Raw genomic sequence first — 16,753 nt, forward strand, 5'->3', positions numbered from 1 at the left:
GTTATAATAGATGAAAACGCTTAAAAAGAGGTATCATCTTATGACAAAAACAATTGCAATCAATGCAGGAAGCTCAAGCTTGAAATGGCAACTTTATCAAATGCCTGAGGAAAAAGTTTTGGCTAAAGGCTTGATTGAACGTATTGGATTGAAAGATTCAATTTCAACAGTAAAATTTGACGGTCGTTCGGAGCAACAAATTCTTGATATTGAAGACCACACACAAGCCGTTAAAATTTTATTGGATGACTTGATTCGTTTTGACATTATCAAAGGGTACGATGAGATTACAGGTGTCGGCCACCGCGTCGTTGCAGGTGGTGAATATTTCAAGGAATCAACAGTTGTTGAGGGAGACGTGTTAGAAAAAGTTGAGGAATTGGGACTCTTGGCTCCCCTTCACAATCCAGCTAACGCAGCTGGAATTCGCGCATTTAAGGAATTGCTTCCAGATATTACCAGTGTTGTCGTATTTGATACCTCATTCCACACAACCATGCCAGAGAAGGCTTATCGCTACCCTCTACCAACTAAGTACTACACAGACAACAAGGTTCGTAAATATGGTGCCCACGGGACAAGCCACCAGTTTGTCGCAGGAGAAGCAGCGAAACTTTTGGGCCGTCCTCTAGAAGATTTGAAATTGATTACCTGCCATATTGGTAACGGGGCTTCTATCACAGCTGTTAAGGGTGGGAAGTCTGTGGATACTTCTATGGGATTCACACCACTTGGCGGTGTGATGATGGGGACTCGTACAGGAGATATTGACCCTGCTATCATCCCTTATCTCATGCAATATACAGAGGATTTCAATACCCCAGAAGATATTAGTCGCGTTCTCAATCGTGAATCAGGGCTCATGGGAGTTTCTGGTCAGTCAAGCGATATGCGTGATGTGATTGCTGCCATGGAAGCAGGAGACCATGATGCGACCTTGGCTTATGAAATGTATGTCGATCGTATCCAAAAACATATTGGCCAATACCTTGCAGTCCTAAATGGAGCAGATGCGATTATCTTCACAGCAGGTATCGGTGAAAATGCAGCTTTGGTTCGTGAGGATGTCATTTCAGGTATCTCTTGGTTTGGTTGTGATGTGGATCCAGAAAAGAACGTCTTTGGCGTAACGGGAGACATCTCAACTGACGCAGCGAAAATCCGTGTCTTGGTTATTCCAACAGATGAAGAATTGGTGATTGCACGCGATGTTGAGCGCTTGAAAAAATAAGTAAATACACGTAAAATTTGATTGTAAAAAGAAGTTGGGAAAGAGATTTTCCAGCTTTTTTTATGTAGAAAATGTCTAAAACCTTGCTGTTATTGGCTTTTTCAAAAAATATGGTATAATAGTAGTAATTTAATAGATGGAGTTGAGTTTTGAAGAAAAGCTTTCGTGTAAAAAGAGAGAAAGATTTTAAGGCGATTTTCAAGGACGGAACAAGTTTTGCCAATCGAAAATTTGTTGTCTACCAATTGGAAAACCAGCAAAACCATTTTCGAGTAGGACTGTCCGTCAGCAAAAAGCTGGGGAATGCAGTTACCAGAAATCAAATCAAGAGACGAATCCGGCACATTCTACAAAGTGTAAAAGGGAGTTTAGTAGAGCATGTTGATTTTGTCGTGATTGCCCGAAAAGGGGTGGAAACCTTGGAATATGCAGAGATGGAGAAAAACCTACTCCACGTATTAAAGTTATCAAAGATTTACCAGGAAGGAAATGGGAGTGAAAAAGAAACTACAGTTGACTAGTTTGTTGGGCTTGTCCTTGTTTATCATGACAGCCTGTGCAACAAATGGTACAGCTAGCGATATAACAGCAGATTCGACAGACTTTTGGAGCAAATTCGTCTATTTTTTTGCTGAAATTATCCGCTTTTTGTCCTTTGACATTAGTATCGGAGTGGGGATTATCCTCTTCACGATTTTGATCCGGACGATTCTATTACCGGTCTTTCAGACACAGATGGTTGCCTCTAGAAAAATGCAAGAGGCTCAACCACGCATCAAGGCTTTGCGAGAGCAATATCCGGGTCGTGATATGGAAAGTAGAACCAAGCTAGACCAGGAGATGCGTAAGGTTTATAAAGAGTTAGGGATCAAACATTCATCCTCTCTCTGGCCGATTTTAATACAAATGCCGGTTCTCTTGGCGCTCTTTCAAGCCTTGAGTCGAGTAGACTTTTTGAAAACAGGTCACTTTTTATGGATTAATTTGGGAGGAGTGGATACAAGTTTTGTCCTTCCGATTTTGGCGGCAGTTTTTACCTTCTTGAGTAGCTGGTTATCGAATAAAGCTTTGTCCGAAAAAAGTGGAGCTACGACAGGGATGATGTATGGTATGCCTGTATTGATCTTTGTTTTTGCCATCTCCGCCCCAAGTGGTGTAGCCTTGTACTGGGCTGTATCCAATGCTTACCAAGTTCTGCAAACCTATTTCTTGAACAATCCTTTCAAGATTATTGCTGAAAGAGAAGCAGTGGCGCAAGCAGAAAAAGATTTAGAAGGCAAGAAGAGAAAAGCCTTGAAAAAAGCACAGAAAAAGAAAAAATAAGGAGGAATCTGGTAATGGTATTATTTACAGGTTCAACGGTTGAAGAAGCAATCCAAAAAGGATTGAAAGAATTAGATATTCCAAGAATGAAGGCCCACATCAAGGTCGTTTCAAAAGAGAAAAAAGGATTCTTGGGCTTGTTTGGTAAGAAGCCAGCTCAAGTTGATATCGAAGCCATTAGTGAAACGACAGTGATCAAAGCCAATCAGCAGGCCATTAAAGGGGTTCCAAAAGAAGTCAATGAAAAAAATGAACCCGTGAAAACAGTAAGTGAAGCAACTGTTGATTTGGGGCATGTAGTGGAAGCGATTAAGAAGATTGAAGAAGAAGGTCAAGGTGTTTCTGAAGAGGTCAAGGCTGAAATCTTGAAAAATGAAAAGCACGCCAGCACGATTTTGGAAGAAACAGGCCATATTTCAATTTTAAATGAATTGGAACCAGAGGATACTACCGAGGAAGTGGAATCTGCTCCAGAAAAAGAAACTGAAACCCAGGAAGCAACAAGTCAATCTTTGGAAGATTTAGGCTTGAAAGTAGAACCAAGTTATGATATCGAACAAGTGGCAACTGAAGTAGCTAGCTACGTTCAAACCATTGTGGATGATATGGATGTTGAAGGGACGATTTCAAGCGACTACAATCGCCGCACTATCAATCTTCAAATTGACACTAATGAACCAGGTCGTATTATCGGCTACCACGGAAAAGTCTTGAAAGCTCTTCAGCTGTTAGCGCAAAATTACCTTTATAATCGCTATTCAAGAACCTTCTACATCACAATCAATGTCAATGATTACGTTGAGCACCGTGCAGAAGTCTTGCAAACTTACGCTCAAAAATTGGCGACTCGTGTTTTAGAAGAAGGACGTAGCCAACAAACAGATCCAATGTCAAATAGCGAACGCAAGATTATCCATCGCATTATTTCACGCATGGATGGCGTGACAAGTTACTCTGAAGGTGACGAGCCAAATCGTTATGTTGTCGTAGATGCAGAATAAGCAAAGCAAAATCAGGTTCATCCTGATTTTTTGCTAGGAAAGGAAAGATTCAGATATGCTGAAATCAGTTAGAGAATACCTATCATTTGCAGGCGTCCAGTATCGTAATCCTGATAAAGCTGGCGATGAAAGAGAAAAGATGTTGGACTTGCGGCAAAAAGGTCAAGAGGCTCGGAAGTCTTTCACAGAATTGGCCAAAACTTTTCAAGCTAGTCATCCAGAATGGCAACTGCAACAGACTAGTCAGTGGATGAACCAAGCGCAACGCTTGCGACCGCATTTCTGGGCCTATCTACAGAGAGACGGACAAGTGACAGAACCTATGATGGCTCTTCGTTTGTATGGAACACCTGCTGACTTTGGGATTTCTTTGGAAGTCAGTTTCATCGAGCGCAAGAAAGATGAGCAGACCTTAGACAAGCAAGCCAAGGTTTTAGAACTTCCAGTGGTAGAAGGAATTTATTATCTAGTCTACTCAAATGGGGAAAGTCATAAGGTGGAGGCTAATGAAGAAAATCGTCGTACTTTACGAGAGAAGGTGAGAAGTCAGGAAGTCCGTAAAGTCCTGGTCAAGGCAGATGTCTCCTTCGTTGAAAATCAGTCAGTAGAAGCGATATTGGAGAAGCTAGAAGACGCTTATACGCGCTTGCTCCCGTACTATGAGGTGACGAGGGAATAGAAAATCAAATGTGTTAGATGAACGCAAATTGTTTTATTGCTATTCTATGCATTTTTTCATATAATAGTAAAATAGGATGTGTGATTTATTAATCACCTCAAAGAGAAAGGAAATTCTATGTCAAATCTATCTGTTAATGCAATTCGTTTTCTAGGTATTGACGCCATCAACAAAGCAAACTCAGGTCACCCAGGGGTGGTTATGGGGGCTGCTCCTATGGCCTATAGCCTCTTTACAAAGCAACTTCGTATCAATCCAGCTCAACCAAACTGGATCAACCGCGATCGCTTTATTCTTTCAGCAGGACACGGCTCAATGCTTCTTTATGCCCTTCTTCACCTCTCTGGTTTTGAAGATGTTAGTATGGATGAAGTCAAGAACTTCCGCCAATGGGGTTCTAAAACACCAGGTCACCCAGAATTTGGACATACTGCAGGGGTTGACGCGACAACTGGTCCTCTAGGACAAGGGATTTCTACTGCTACTGGTTTTGCCCAAGCAGAACGCTTCCTTGCAGCGAAGTATAATCGCGAAGGCTTCAATATCTTTGACCACTATACTTATGTGATCTGTGGAGATGGAGACTTGATGGAAGGTGTCTCAAGTGAGGCGGCTTCATATGCAGGCTTGCAAAAACTTGACAAGTTGGTGGTTCTTTATGATTCAAATGACATTAACTTGGATGGTGAGACAAAGGATTCCTTTACTGAAAGTGTTCGTGATCGCTACAATGCCTACGGCTGGCATACAGCCTTGGTTGAAGATGGAACAGACTTGGAAGCAATCCATGCGGCTATCGAAACAGCTAAAGCTTCAGGAAAACCATCTTTGATTGAAGTGAAGACTGTGATTGGATACGGTTCTCCAAACAAACAAGGAACTAATGCGGTACACGGTGCTCCTCTTGGTGCAGACGAAACTGCAGCAACTCGTCAAGCCCTCGGTTGGGACTATGAATCATTTGAAATCCCAGCTGAAGTTTATGCTGATTTCAAGGAAAATGTTGCAGACCGTGGCGCATCAGCTTATCAAGCTTGGACTAAATTAGTTGCTGATTATAAAGAAGCTCATCCAGAACTGGCTGCAGAAGTAGAAGCTATTATCGACGGCCGTGACCCAGTTGAGGTGACTCCAGCAGACTTCCCAGCCTTAGAAAATGGATTTTCTCAAGCAACTCGTAACTCGAGTCAGGATGCTTTGAACGTTGTAGCTGCCAAGTTGCCAACCTTCCTAGGTGGATCAGCTGACCTCGCTCACTCAAACATGACTTACATCAAAACGGATGGACTTCAAGATGATACTAATCGCTTGAACCGCAATATTCAGTTTGGTGTTCGTGAATTTGCAATGGGAACGATCTTGAACGGGATGGCCCTTCACGGTGGACTTCGTGTGTACGGAGGTACTTTCTTCGTCTTCTCTGACTATGTGAAAGCAGCTGTCCGCTTGTCAGCCCTGCAAGGACTTCCTGTGACTTATGTCTTTACCCACGATTCAATCGCAGTTGGTGAAGATGGTCCAACGCACGAACCAGTTGAACACCTAGCAGGTCTTCGTGCTATGCCAAATCTCAATGTTTTCCGCCCAGCAGATGCGCGTGAAACTCAAGCAGCTTGGTACCTTGCCGTGACAAGCGAAAAAACACCAACTGCCCTTGTCTTGACACGTCAAAACTTGACTGTAGAAGAGGGAACAGACTTTGATAAAGTTGCGAAAGGTGCCTATGTCGTCTTTGAAAATGCAGCAGACTTTGATACGATTTTGATTGCAACAGGTTCAGAGGTGAATTTGGCGGTCGCAGCTGCCAAAGAATTGGCTAGTCAAGGCGCAAAAGTCCGTGTAGTCAGCATGCCATCAACAGATGTCTTTGACGCACAAGATGCAGCTTACAAGGAAGAAATCCTTCCAAATGCAGTTCGCCGTCGTGTTGCAGTTGAAATGGGTGCAACTCAAAACTGGTACAAGTATGTTGGTCTTGATGGTGCCGTTCTCGGTATTGATACCTTTGGAGCATCTGCCCCAGCACCAAAAGTATTGGCAGAGTACGGATTTACAGTTGAAAATCTAGTCAAAGTCGTTCAAAACTTGAAATAATCACAAAAATCAGAGTGAAAACTCTGATTTTTTATAACCATAAAAACAAGGCACAATCTTGTAAAAGTAGCTGAAATTTGATATAGTAGTCCTATGTAAAATACAAAGGAGAAAATACTATGGAAAATATTAGTCCAAATTTAACATTTTTGATCATGCTTGTAGGTATGTTTGCCTTGATGTTCTTTATGCAACGTTCTCAAAAGAAACAAGCGCAAAAGCGTATGGAAAGCTTGAACAAGCTTCAAAAAGGCTATGAAGTCATTACAATTGGTGGGCTTTACGGAACAGTGGATGAAGTAGATACTGAGAAAGGTACAATCGTACTGGATGTAGATGGCGTTTATTTGACTTTTGAATTGGCTGCTATCAAGACAGTGTTGCCACTCAAAGAAGCTGTGACACCAGAAGGAACAGTTGTTGACGAAGGCGGAGCAATCGAAGAATAAAACGGGATCCTATCACTCCCGTTTTTCTATGATATGAGAGGAAAAGGGATGAAAAAATAGTATTTGTGTGTTTAGGAAATATCTGTCGCAGTCCTATGGCAGAGTTTGTGATGAAGTCCATGACGAGCGATTACCACGTCGAGAGTCGGGCAACGTCATCATGGGAACATGGCAATCCGATTCATAAGGGAACGCAGAGGATTTTCCAGCAGTATCAGATCCCGTATGACAAAGACAAAACATCGCTTCAGATTGGCAGAGAGGACTTTGAATCGTTTGATTACATTATCGGTATGGATGCTTCAAACGTTTCAGATCTGCGTCACATGTGTCCTCAGGAACTACAGTACAAGATCTACTCTTTTGCGGCTGAAAGTGTCCCAGATCCTTGGTATACAGGAGATTTTGAGGAAACCTATTCTCGTATCACAAGTGGATGCCAAAGCTGGCTAGATCGATTAGAAAAAGAGAGTAACAATGGAAAAGTTTAAAGAAATCTTTGAAAAATATCGAGTATATCTAACTCGCCCGCGTATAGAGATTGCAACCGTTCTTCTAATCGCTATCTGCGCCGTATCAGTTTTTCTACTAAACACTCCAAAAAAGGGTGTACTGACACTTGACAATGGTGCGCTTGTTTATGATGGCACCTTGGTACGTGGGAAAATGAATGGTCAAGGAACCCTGACCTTTGAAAATGGAGACCAATATACAGGTGATTTCAATAATGGAGCCTTTAATGGAAAAGGGACTTTCCAATCAAAAGATGGCTGGAAATACGAGGGTGATTTTGTAAATGGTCAGGCTGAAGGTCAAGGGAAGTTGACTACAGAGCAAGAAGTTGTTTATGAAGGGACCTTTAAACAAGGCGTTTTTCAGCAAAAACAGTAGTCTCCAAGTTAGGAGACTATTTTTCAAAACCAGAAAGAAAACGCTTTCTGTACTTAGGTTCGATAAATAACTATCAACTAGAAAAAACTTTGTGAAATAAAAAAATTTTTTCCATAATTTCACAATCGTCCAGACAAAACTCTATTGCATAGCTATATTGAGAAAAAAATCACAAACTTAGAAAAATTCTTTGTGAAATACTTATGAAACTGTTTACAAAGCATAAAAAAAGAGTTATAATAAACTTGTGAAAAAATTAACAAAGGATAACATCCTTAAAGGCTATGGAGGATAATATGGCTGATAAAAAAACAGTAACACCAGAGGAAAAACAACTTGCTGCTGAAAAGCATGTCGATGGTCTCGTGAAAAAAGCCTTGGTTGCGCTTGATGAAATGCGCAAATTGAACCAAGAGCAAGTTGACTATATCGTGGCAAAAGCTTCGGTTGCAGCACTTGACGCACATGGTATCCTTGCACAACACGCAGTTGAAGAAACTGGTCGTGGGGTATTTGAAGACAAGGCGACAAAAAACCTATTTGCCTGCGAACACGTAGTGAACAATATGCGTGGAGTTAAAACAGTTGGAGTTATTGAAGATGATCCAATTACAGGTTTGACAAAGATTGCGGAGCCTGTAGGGGTAATCTGTGGTGTCACTCCGACAACAAATCCAACTTCAACAGCGATTTTCAAATCACTCATTGCTTTGAAAACACGTAACCCAATCGTTTTTGCCTTCCACCCATCTGCTCAAGAATCATCAGCTCACGCAGCACAAATCGTTCGCGATGCAGCGATTGCAGCTGGTGCTCCTGAAAACTGTGTTCAATGGATTACAAAGCCATCTATGGAAGCAACTGGAGCGCTAATGAACCACGAAGGTGTTGCAACTATTCTTGCAACTGGTGGGAACGCTATGGTTAAAGCTGCATACTCATGTGGAAAACCAGCTCTTGGGGTAGGTGCCGGAAACGTTCCTGCCTATGTAGAAAAATCTGCTGACCTTCGTCAAGCTGCTCATGACATCGTTATGTCTAAATCATTTGATAATGGGATGGTCTGTGCATCAGAACAAGCCGTTATCATTGATAAAGAAGTATATGACGAATTTGTAGAAGAATTCAAATCATATCACACTTACTTTGTAAACAAGAAAGAAAAAGCCCTTCTTGAAGAGTTCTGTTTCGGAGTGAAAGCAAACAGCAAAAACTGTGCAGGTGCTAAACTAAACGCAAACATCGTTGGTAAACCAGCAGCATGGATTGCAGAACAAGCAGGATTTAGTGTTCCAGAAGGAACAAACATCTTGGCTGCGGAATGTGCAGAAGTAGGACCGAAAGAACCATTGACTCGTGAAAAATTGTCACCAGTTATCGCTGTCCTAAAAGCTGAAGACACAGAAGACGGTCTTACAAAAGCTCGCCAAATGGTTGAGTTTAACGGACTTGGTCACTCAGCAGCCATCCATACAAAAGACGAAGCTCTTGCTAAACGCTTTGGTACAGAAATCAAAGCAATGCGTATTATCTGGAACTCTCCATCTACTTTCGGTGGTATCGGTGACGTATACAATGCCTTCATTCCCTCATTGACACTTGGATGTGGTTCATATGGACACAACTCAGTCGGTGATAATGTGAGTGCGATCAACCTTCTAAACATCAAGAAAGTAGGGAAACGTAGAAATAATATGCAGTGGTTTAAAGTTCCTTCAAAAATTTACTTCGAACGCAATTCTATCCAATACCTTCAAACATGTGAAGATATTGAACGCGTTATGATTGTTACAGACAAATCGATCGAAAAACTTGGCTTTGTTCAACGTGTTATCGATCAATTGAACGCACGTAGCAACCGTGTAACTATCCAAGTCTTCTCAGATGTTGAACCAGATCCAGACATCACAACTGTAGAACGTGGTGCTGAAGTGATGAAAGCATTTGAACCAGATACAATCATCGCTCTTGGTGGTGGTTCTCCAATGGACGCGGCCAAAGTAATGTGGCTCTTCTACGAACAACCAGAAATCGACTTCCGTGACTTGGTTCAAAAATTCATGGACATCCGTAAACGTGCCTTCCGCTTCCCATCACTTGGTAAGAAAGCGAAGTACATCGGTATCCCAACAACTTCAGGTACAGGTTCAGAAGTAACACCATTTGCCGTTATCTCTGATAAGAAAAACAACCGCAAATACCCATTGGCTGACTACTCATTGACACCAACTATTGCCATTGTTGACCCTGCTTTGGTTGAGTCAGTTCCAGACTTCATCGCTGCTGATACAGGTATGGACGTCTTGACTCACGCGACTGAAGCTTACACTTCAAACTTCGCTAACGACTACACAGACGGTATCGCCCTTCAAACAATCAAACTTGTCTTTGAATGGTTGGAAAAATCTGTTAAGACAGCTGACCCAGAAGCACGTGAAAAAATGCATAATGCGTCTACAATGGCTGGTATGGCTTTCGCCAATGCCTTCCTTGGTATGAGCCACTCAATGGCCCACAAGATCGGTGGTGTTCACCATACTGTTCACGGACGTACAAACGCTATCTTGCTTCCATACGTTATCCGTTACAACGGAACTCGTCCATCTAAGACTACTACATGGCCTAAATACAACTACTGGAAAGCTGATGAGAAATTCCAAGACATCGCGAAAATGCTTGGCTTGCCTCACTCAACTCCAGAAGAAGCAGTTGAAGCATACGCTAAAGCTGTTTACGAACTTGGTGTTGCAGTAGGTATCAAGATGAACTTCAAGGATCAAGGAATTGATGAAAAAGCTTGGAAAGACAGCTTGCATGAAATTGCCTTGCTTGCTTATGAAGATCAATGTTCACCTGCAAACCCACGCTTGCCAATGGTAGCTGACATGGAAGAAATCATGGCAGATGCTTACTATGGTTATGCAGAACGTCCAGGACGTCGCAAATAATCGTTTATCAGCCTAGAGACAGGAGTTATCCTGTCTCTTTTTTGTAAACTCTGAAAGAGTTGAAATTGTAGTTTCACCTTGATAATGAAGATAATATGCAGATATTATAAAAGATTCTAGAGATATGCTTTGGAAATAAAAGAATGGATGAATAAAAAGGGGGAGAAAAAGTAGAAAAGCAGGAGAGAAAATCAACGCCCGTACTTGCAATTAAACTCAAATAGTTATATAATAGGTTTGTTGAAAGGTGATTTGTAGTGATTCAAGTTACTCTTTTCACAATAAAATTTTCATGATTTTCATAAGGAGGAAATCACTAATGGTAGTTAAAGTTGGTATTAACGGTTTCGGACGTATCGGTCGTCTTGCTTTCCGCCGTATCCAAAACGTAGAAGGTGTTGAAGTTACTCGCATCAACGACCTTACAGATCCAGTTATGCTTGCACACTTGTTGAAATACGACACAACTCAAGGTCGTTTCGACGGTACTGTAGAAGTTAAAGAAGGTGGATTCGAAGTTAACGGTAAATTCGTTAAAGTTTCTGCTGAACGTGATCCAGAACAAATCGACTGGGCTACTGACGGTGTAGAAATCGTTCTTGAAGCAACTGGTTTCTTTGCTAAGAAAGATGCAGCTGAAAAACACCTTAAAGGTGGAGCTAAGAAAGTTGTTATCACTGCTCCTGGTGGAAACGATGTTAAAACAATCGTATTCAACACTAACCACGACGTTCTTGACGGTACTGAAACAGTTATCTCAGGTGCTTCATGTACTACAAACTGCTTGGCTCCAATGGCTAAAGCTCTTCAAGACAACTTCGGTGTTGTAGAAGGATTGATGACTACTATCCACGCTTACACTGGTGACCAAATGATCCTTGACGGACCACACCGTGGTGGTGACCTTCGCCGTGCTCGCGCTGGTGCTGCAAACATCGTTCCTAACTCAACTGGTGCTGCTAAAGCTATCGGTCTTGTAATCCCAGAATTGAACGGTAAACTTGACGGATCTGCACAACGTGTTCCAACTCCAACTGGATCAGTTACTGAATTGGTAGCAGTTCTTGAAAAGAACGTTACTGTTGATGAAGTGAACGCAGCTATGAAAGCAGCTTCAAACGAATCATACGGTTACACAGAAGATCCAATCGTATCTTCAGATATCGTAGGTATGTCTTACGGTTCATTGTTTGACGCAACTCAAACTAAAGTTCTTGACGTTGACGGTAAACAATTGGTTAAAGTTGTATCATGGTACGACAACGAAATGTCATACACTGCACAACTTGTACGTACTCTTGAATACTTTGCAAAAATCGCTAAATAATTCTTGAGTCGATAAAAGCAAGGCCTTCTGGTCTTGCTTTTTTGTATAGAAAAATGGATGATAGTGTCATCCATTTTGTTTTAATTCTGTTTCGAAAGTATCCGAGAGGGCAGTAAAACTCAATTGTTCTAAGGTAAGTGGATGGGTAAAGGAAAGTCGAAAGGCATGGAGCATGAGCCTGCTTACTTTTGATCTAGAGTTATAGAGAGGATCGCCCAGAATAGGGTGTTTATGGTGAGAGAGGTGAACACGGATTTGATGTGTTCGACCGGTCTTTAGTTTGCAACGGACAAGGGTAGTCTTGTTTGGAAATTGCTTTAATCGACTGATATGTGTTTCAGCATATTGTCCATTTTTGGCATCGACTATTCTTTTTCTACGATCGTGCCGATCACGACCAATTTTATCTCGAAAGACAAGTTCTTTACTCTCTACTCGCCCTTCTATAAGTGCCCAGTACTCACGAGCGATTTCCTTTTTTTCCAACAAACGATTGAGGATGGGTAAGATAAAAGGATTTTTAGCAAAAAGCACTAAACCGCTTGTTTCCATATCCAGACGATGAACGACATAGCAGGTTTGGCCAACGTAGGCAGAGACGTGGTTGAGAAGGGCAATTTCACCAGGTTGATTTCCGTGAGTTTTCATTCCCTCTGGCTTGTTGACGATAATGAGATGTTGGTCTTGATAAACCTCTTGAACGAGGTCTGGATTGCCCCAAAGGATTTCTTTTTTGGGATAATCTTCCTCGTCAAAAGTCAACTGGCAAATGTCCCCTGGCTTGACCATCTCGTTCCAGTGAACTTCTTTGTGGTTCATTAAGATGTTCTTCTTTATTCTCAAAAAATGGCGGATTTTTCTAGGGATGAGGAGTTGTTCCTCTAGAAATTGTTTGACCGTCATTTGAGGCAAGGATTCAGGTAATGTAAATATGAATTGCATACAGATATTGTAACAAAAAAAGCCCTATTTGGATAGGGAGTAGCTAAATTCTTGAGTTCCTATGGTGAAGATGATAAAATAAACGCATGAAATTAGATAAATTATTTGAGAAGTTTCTTTCTCTCTTTAAAAAAGAAACGAATGAATTAGCGGAGTCTGATTCGACTAGCATGCGTCGTTCACGGAGCGATAGAAAAAAATTGTCCCAAGTAGGCCCGATTCGGAAATTTTGGCGTCGTTATCATCTGACAAAAATCGTCATCATTTTAGGTTTAAGTGCTGGTTTACTGGTAGGAACCTACTTGTTTGCGATAGCCAAGTCTACCAATGTCAATGATTTGCAGAATGCTTTGAAAACACGAACTCTGATTTTTGACCGCGAAGAAAAAGAAGCAGGAGCCCTATCAGGTCAAAAGGGAACCTATGTTGAACTGATAGATATCAGTAAAGACTTGCAAAATGCTGTCGTCGCGACAGAGGACCGTTCCTTTTATAAAAATGATGGAATTAACTACGGTCGTTTCTTTCTAGCCATCCTTACAGCAGGTCGTTCTGGAGGGGGGTCTACCATCACTCAACAGTTGGCGAAAAATGCCTATCTTTCCCAGGACCAGACCGTTGAACGGAAGGCCAAGGAGTTTTTCCTTGCCTTAGAGTTGACCAAGAAATACAGCAAGGAGCAAATCCTTACTATGTACCTCAATAACGCCTACTTCGGAAATGGGGTATGGGGTGTTGAAGATGCAAGTAAGAAATATTTCGGTGTATCGGCTTCACAACTAACGCTTGATCAGGCGGCCACTCTAGCAGGGATGCTCAAGGGACCAGAATTGTATAATCCATTAAATTCTGTTGAGACTTCGACCAACCGTAGGGATACTGTTTTGCAAAATATGGTTGCAGCGGGCTATATTGATAAAAATCAAGAAACCGAAGCGGCTGGAGTAGATATGGCTTCTCAACTGCAAGATAAGTATGAAGGCAAAGTTTCGGATTATCGTTACCCGTCCTATTTTGATGCAGTTGTCAACGAAGCAGTTTCCAAGTACAATCTCACAGAAGAAGAGATTGTCAACAACGGCTATCGAATCTACACAGAGCTTGACCAAAACTACCAAGCAAACATGCAGGTTATTTACGAAAACACTTCGCTATTTCCAACGGCAGAAGATGGAACGCATGCCGAATCAGGTAGTGTTGCTCTAGAGCCTAAAACGGGTGGAGTGCGTGGAGTTGTTGGCCGTGTAGCTGGTGATGACAAACCAGGCTTCCGCAATTTCAACTATGCCACTCAGTCTAAGCGTAGCCCAGGCTCAACTATTAAACCTTTAGTCGTTTATACACCCGCAGTAGAAGCAGGATGGGCCTTGAACAAGCAACTGGATAATCATACGATGCAGTACAACAGTTATCAAGTAGATAACTATGCGGGTATTAAGACATCTCCAGAAGTACCTATGTATCAGGCCTTGGCGGAATCACTCAACCTACCAGCAGTTGCGACAGTAAATGAATTAGGTGTTGACAAAGCTTTTGACGCTGGGGAGAGATTTGGCCTGAATATGGAAAAAGTTGACCGAGTTCTTGGAGTTGCTCTTGGTGGAGGTGTGGAAACGAATCCTCTCCAGATGGCGCAAGCCTATGCAGCCTTTGCTAATGGAGGTCTAATGCCTGAAGCGCATTTCATCACTCGTATTGAAAATGCCAGCGGTCAGGTCATCAAGAGTCATAAAAACTCCCAAAAACGAGTGATTGATAAGTCTGTAGCTGATAAAATGACCAGTATGATGCTAGGAACATTTACCAATGGTACAGGAATTAGTTCATCACCAGCGGATTACGTTATGGCTGGTAAAACAGGTACGACTGAAGCTGTTTTCAATCCAGAATATACCAGTGACCAGTGGGTGATCGGCTATACTCCAGATGTTGTAATTAGCCACTGGCTCGGCTTCCCAACAACAGATGAGAATCATTATCTAGCAGGTTCGACCTCAAATGGAGCAGCCCATGTCTTTAGAAGTATGGCTAATACCATTTTGCCTTACACTACAGGTAGCACCTTTACAGTGGAGAATGCCTATAAACAAAATGGTATTGAACCAGAAAATACGAAAAAGCAGGTTGTTGAAAATGAGACAAACCAGTCTGAGGACCCGATAGGAGATATTCGTAGTCGTGCACAAAATCTTGTAGATGAAGCAGGACGTGCGATTTCAGAAGCTAAAATAAAAGAAAAAGCCCAGACAATATGGGACTCAATCCTTAATCTATTTCGTTAAGAGGCTTGTCAAAGCCTAGGTTTCTTGTTATAATAGATAAGATGGAGGCGTTATGGCACTAAAAAAAGCAAGCCTAGCTTGTGCAGTTTGTGGTTCAAGGAATTACTCAATCAAAATTAGTGGGAACCCCAAGCCAACACGACTAGAAGTAAATAAATTTTGTAAACATTGTGGAAAATATACGACACATAGAGAAACGAGATAGGAGAGAACGATGGGTTTTATTAAGGATATCTTTAAACTTCTTAAAGAAACAACTTGGCCAACTCGCAAAGAAAGCTGGAGAGATTTTCGCTCTATTATGGAATATACAGCCTTCTTTGTGGTCATCATTTACATTTTTGACCAGTTGATTGTTTCAGGTTTGATTCGATTTATTAACATTTTTTAGAAGAAAAGTGGAAAACTTCTGCTAGCTTTCTTCTATATATGTATGAAAGGAAATATCATGGATAGTTTTGACAAGGGATGGTTTGTTCTACAAACTTATTCTGGCTATGAAAATAAGGTAAAAGAAAATCTATTGCAACGTGCGCAAACATATAACATGTTGGATAATATTCTTCGCGTTGAGATTCCAACACAAACCGTGCAAGTTGAGAAAAATGGAAAGAAAAAGGAAATTGAAGAGAATCGCTTTCCAGGTTATGTCCTTGTAGAAATGGTCATGACCGATGAAGCATGGTTCGTCGTTCGAAACACACCTAACGTAACAGGATTCGTCGGCTCACACGGTAACAGATCAAAACCAACTCCACTTTTGGAACAAGAAATCCGTGATATTCTGGTTTCAATGGGACAAACTGTTCAAGAGTTCGATATTGATGTTGAAGTTGGCCAGACAGTCCGCATTATTGATGGCGCTTTTGCAGACTACACAGGTAAAATTACTGAAATTGATAACAACAAAGTGAAGATGATTATCTCTATGTTTGGTAATGATACGATTGCAGAAGTGAATCTCAACCAAATTGCAGAATTATAACCCCAGAGAGGCTGTGCCTCTCTTTTTATGTGCCGTTGAGGGAGAAAGAAGTATAAAACAGAGGAAGTAGACCCATGGACTCGCGCATTTTGCTAAACTAAATGCAGAAAGGAGAGGTCTATGAATCTAAAAGACTTATATGAAGAAAGTAAGGGAATCGTCCATAAGTGTCGCAAAGATTATCATTTGCATCTGTGGGAGAAAGAGGACTGGGACCAGGAAGGCATGTTATGTCTGTATGAGCTGGTGAGTCGCAATCCAGAGTTACTAGAGGGGGAGCGCCATCGACTTTATGTCTGCTTTAAAACAAAGTTTAGAAATCGTATCCTAGATTACATCCGTAAACAGGAAAGCCACAAGCGCCGTTTTGACAAAGAACCCTATGAAGAGGTGAGTGAGATTAGCCATCGTCTAGGAGAAAAAGGACTCAGGTTGGACGATTATTATCTCTTTCACGAACTTCTAAAGAATTACAAATCAAAGCAGAGTATGGAAAAACAAGAATTAATAGACCGTCTCATGGGAGGGGAAGTCTTTAGAGGACGTAAAGCTCTCCTGAGAGAACTTTCCCTAATCTTTTCAGAATTTCGGTAAAGAGGAA

General features: G+C 41.5%; 17 protein-coding genes. 16 read left to right on the forward strand and 1 reads right to left on the reverse strand.

The annotated features are described in order from the left end of the window. Positions 1 to 40 precede the first annotated feature (40 nt). The 11 genes from AB2B49_RS08955 (at position 41) to gap (ending at position 11,943) form a co-directional block, all read left to right on the forward strand. Positions 41 to 1,231 carry an acetate kinase gene (locus AB2B49_RS08955; RefSeq protein ID WP_000167790.1) on the forward strand — a complete coding sequence of 397 codons (1,191 nt, stop codon included), beginning with the start codon at positions 41 to 43 and terminating at the stop codon, positions 1,229 to 1,231. 149 nt (positions 1,232 to 1,380) lie between these two features. Continuing rightward, complete coding sequence (rnpA, locus tag AB2B49_RS08960) at positions 1,381 to 1,752, forward strand: ribonuclease P protein component (RefSeq protein ID WP_000748120.1); 372 nt, start codon at positions 1,381 to 1,383, stop codon at positions 1,750 to 1,752. Beyond that, positions 1,727 to 2,554, forward strand: coding sequence for a membrane protein insertase YidC (locus AB2B49_RS08965; protein ID WP_164497116.1), 828 nt, complete (start codon positions 1,727 to 1,729; stop codon positions 2,552 to 2,554). Before rnpA ends, AB2B49_RS08965 begins: the two co-directional genes overlap by 26 nt. Before the next feature lie 14 nt (positions 2,555 to 2,568). Then, a complete protein-coding gene (jag, locus tag AB2B49_RS08970) occupies positions 2,569 to 3,555 on the forward strand; it encodes an RNA-binding cell elongation regulator Jag/EloR (protein ID WP_000242589.1) in 987 nt (328 codons plus the stop codon). A gap of 55 nt (positions 3,556 to 3,610) precedes the next feature. Then, entirely contained in the window at positions 3,611 to 4,234 is a 624-nt protein-coding gene (locus AB2B49_RS08975; RefSeq protein ID WP_049505569.1) for a hypothetical protein, read from the forward strand. A gap of 117 nt (positions 4,235 to 4,351) precedes the next feature. Continuing rightward, complete coding sequence (gene tkt / locus AB2B49_RS08980) at positions 4,352 to 6,328, forward strand: transketolase (RefSeq protein ID WP_049505570.1); 1,977 nt, start codon at positions 4,352 to 4,354, stop codon at positions 6,326 to 6,328. A 128-nt stretch (positions 6,329 to 6,456) separates the two neighbouring features. Further along, positions 6,457 to 6,777, forward strand: a complete 321-nt coding sequence (yajC, locus tag AB2B49_RS08985) for a preprotein translocase subunit YajC (RefSeq protein ID WP_025168800.1) — start codon at positions 6,457 to 6,459, stop codon at positions 6,775 to 6,777. Between the two features lie 56 nt (positions 6,778 to 6,833). Next, positions 6,834 to 7,268, forward strand: coding sequence for a low molecular weight protein-tyrosine-phosphatase (locus tag AB2B49_RS08990; protein ID WP_320692081.1), 435 nt, complete (start codon positions 6,834 to 6,836; stop codon positions 7,266 to 7,268). Continuing rightward, positions 7,255 to 7,668 carry an MORN repeat-containing protein gene (locus AB2B49_RS08995; protein WP_049505572.1) on the forward strand — a complete coding sequence of 138 codons (414 nt, stop codon included), beginning with the start codon at positions 7,255 to 7,257 and terminating at the stop codon, positions 7,666 to 7,668. The genes AB2B49_RS08990 and AB2B49_RS08995 overlap by 14 nt, the downstream gene beginning before the upstream one ends. 296 nt (positions 7,669 to 7,964) lie before the next feature. Further along, on the forward strand, positions 7,965 to 10,616 hold the full coding sequence (gene adhE / locus AB2B49_RS09000) for a bifunctional acetaldehyde-CoA/alcohol dehydrogenase (protein ID WP_049505573.1): 2,652 nt from the start codon (positions 7,965 to 7,967) through the stop codon (positions 10,614 to 10,616). A 319-nt stretch (positions 10,617 to 10,935) separates the two neighbouring features. After that, complete coding sequence (gene gap / locus AB2B49_RS09005; RefSeq protein WP_000260679.1) at positions 10,936 to 11,943, forward strand: type I glyceraldehyde-3-phosphate dehydrogenase; 1,008 nt, start codon at positions 10,936 to 10,938, stop codon at positions 11,941 to 11,943. A gap of 66 nt (positions 11,944 to 12,009) precedes the next feature. Here gap and AB2B49_RS09010 read toward each other — a convergent pair whose 3' ends face one another. After that, positions 12,010 to 12,885: an RluA family pseudouridine synthase gene (locus tag AB2B49_RS09010; RefSeq protein ID WP_080979992.1), complete on the reverse strand. Its 876-nt coding sequence runs from the start codon at positions 12,883 to 12,885 to the stop codon at positions 12,010 to 12,012. Positions 12,886 to 12,971: 86 nt separating this feature from the next. On the opposite strand from AB2B49_RS09010, the gene pbp2a reads away from it, so the two are divergent. The 5 genes from pbp2a (at position 12,972) to AB2B49_RS09035 (ending at position 16,746) form a co-directional block, all read left to right on the forward strand. After that, positions 12,972 to 15,167: a penicillin-binding protein PBP2A gene (pbp2a, locus tag AB2B49_RS09015; RefSeq protein ID WP_320692080.1), complete on the forward strand. Its 2,196-nt coding sequence runs from the start codon at positions 12,972 to 12,974 to the stop codon at positions 15,165 to 15,167. 52 nt (positions 15,168 to 15,219) lie between these two features. Continuing rightward, positions 15,220 to 15,372: a 50S ribosomal protein L33 gene (gene rpmG, locus AB2B49_RS09020; protein ID WP_001809375.1), complete on the forward strand. Its 153-nt coding sequence runs from the start codon at positions 15,220 to 15,222 to the stop codon at positions 15,370 to 15,372. Between the two features lie 9 nt (positions 15,373 to 15,381). Continuing rightward, entirely contained in the window at positions 15,382 to 15,558 is a 177-nt protein-coding gene (secE, locus tag AB2B49_RS09025; RefSeq protein WP_000505776.1) for a preprotein translocase subunit SecE, read from the forward strand. A gap of 57 nt (positions 15,559 to 15,615) precedes the next feature. Further along, positions 15,616 to 16,152 carry a transcription termination/antitermination protein NusG gene (gene nusG / locus AB2B49_RS09030; RefSeq protein WP_000376728.1) on the forward strand — a complete coding sequence of 179 codons (537 nt, stop codon included), beginning with the start codon at positions 15,616 to 15,618 and terminating at the stop codon, positions 16,150 to 16,152. A gap of 120 nt (positions 16,153 to 16,272) precedes the next feature. Next, the gene (locus tag AB2B49_RS09035; protein ID WP_049501155.1) at positions 16,273 to 16,746 is read left to right on the forward strand and encodes a hypothetical protein; all 474 of its coding nucleotides are present in this window, start codon (positions 16,273 to 16,275) and stop codon (positions 16,744 to 16,746) included. Positions 16,747 to 16,753 lie beyond the last annotated feature (7 nt).

The sequence above is a fragment of the Streptococcus jiangnanensis genome, from assembly GCF_040888325.1.
Taxonomy (GTDB): Bacteria; Bacillota; Bacilli; order Lactobacillales; family Streptococcaceae; genus Streptococcus; species Streptococcus jiangnanensis.

Excerpts from the sequence above, each read along its gene's own strand:
- AB2B49_RS08955 (WP_000167790.1), top strand. The coding sequence starts at position 41 with ATGACAAAAACAATTGCAATCAATGCAGGAAGCTCAAGCTTGAAATGG.
- jag (WP_000242589.1), top strand. The coding sequence starts at position 2,569 with ATGGTATTATTTACAGGTTCAACGGTTGAAGAAGCAATCCAAAAAGGA.
- AB2B49_RS08975 (WP_049505569.1), top strand. The coding sequence starts at position 3,611 with ATGCTGAAATCAGTTAGAGAATACCTATCATTTGCAGGCGTCCAGTAT.
- tkt (WP_049505570.1), top strand. The coding sequence starts at position 4,352 with ATGTCAAATCTATCTGTTAATGCAATTCGTTTTCTAGGTATTGACGCC.
- AB2B49_RS08995 (WP_049505572.1), top strand. The coding sequence starts at position 7,255 with ATGGAAAAGTTTAAAGAAATCTTTGAAAAATATCGAGTATATCTAACT.
- adhE (WP_049505573.1), top strand. The coding sequence starts at position 7,965 with ATGGCTGATAAAAAAACAGTAACACCAGAGGAAAAACAACTTGCTGCT.
- gap (WP_000260679.1), top strand. The coding sequence starts at position 10,936 with ATGGTAGTTAAAGTTGGTATTAACGGTTTCGGACGTATCGGTCGTCTT.
- AB2B49_RS09010 (WP_080979992.1), bottom strand. The coding sequence starts at position 12,885 with ATGCAATTCATATTTACATTACCTGAATCCTTGCCTCAAATGACGGTC.
- pbp2a (WP_320692080.1), top strand. The coding sequence starts at position 12,972 with ATGAAATTAGATAAATTATTTGAGAAGTTTCTTTCTCTCTTTAAAAAA.
- rpmG (WP_001809375.1), top strand. The coding sequence starts at position 15,220 with ATGGCACTAAAAAAAGCAAGCCTAGCTTGTGCAGTTTGTGGTTCAAGG.
- secE (WP_000505776.1), top strand. The coding sequence starts at position 15,382 with ATGGGTTTTATTAAGGATATCTTTAAACTTCTTAAAGAAACAACTTGG.
- nusG (WP_000376728.1), top strand. The coding sequence starts at position 15,616 with ATGGATAGTTTTGACAAGGGATGGTTTGTTCTACAAACTTATTCTGGC.
- AB2B49_RS09035 (WP_049501155.1), top strand. The coding sequence starts at position 16,273 with ATGAATCTAAAAGACTTATATGAAGAAAGTAAGGGAATCGTCCATAAG.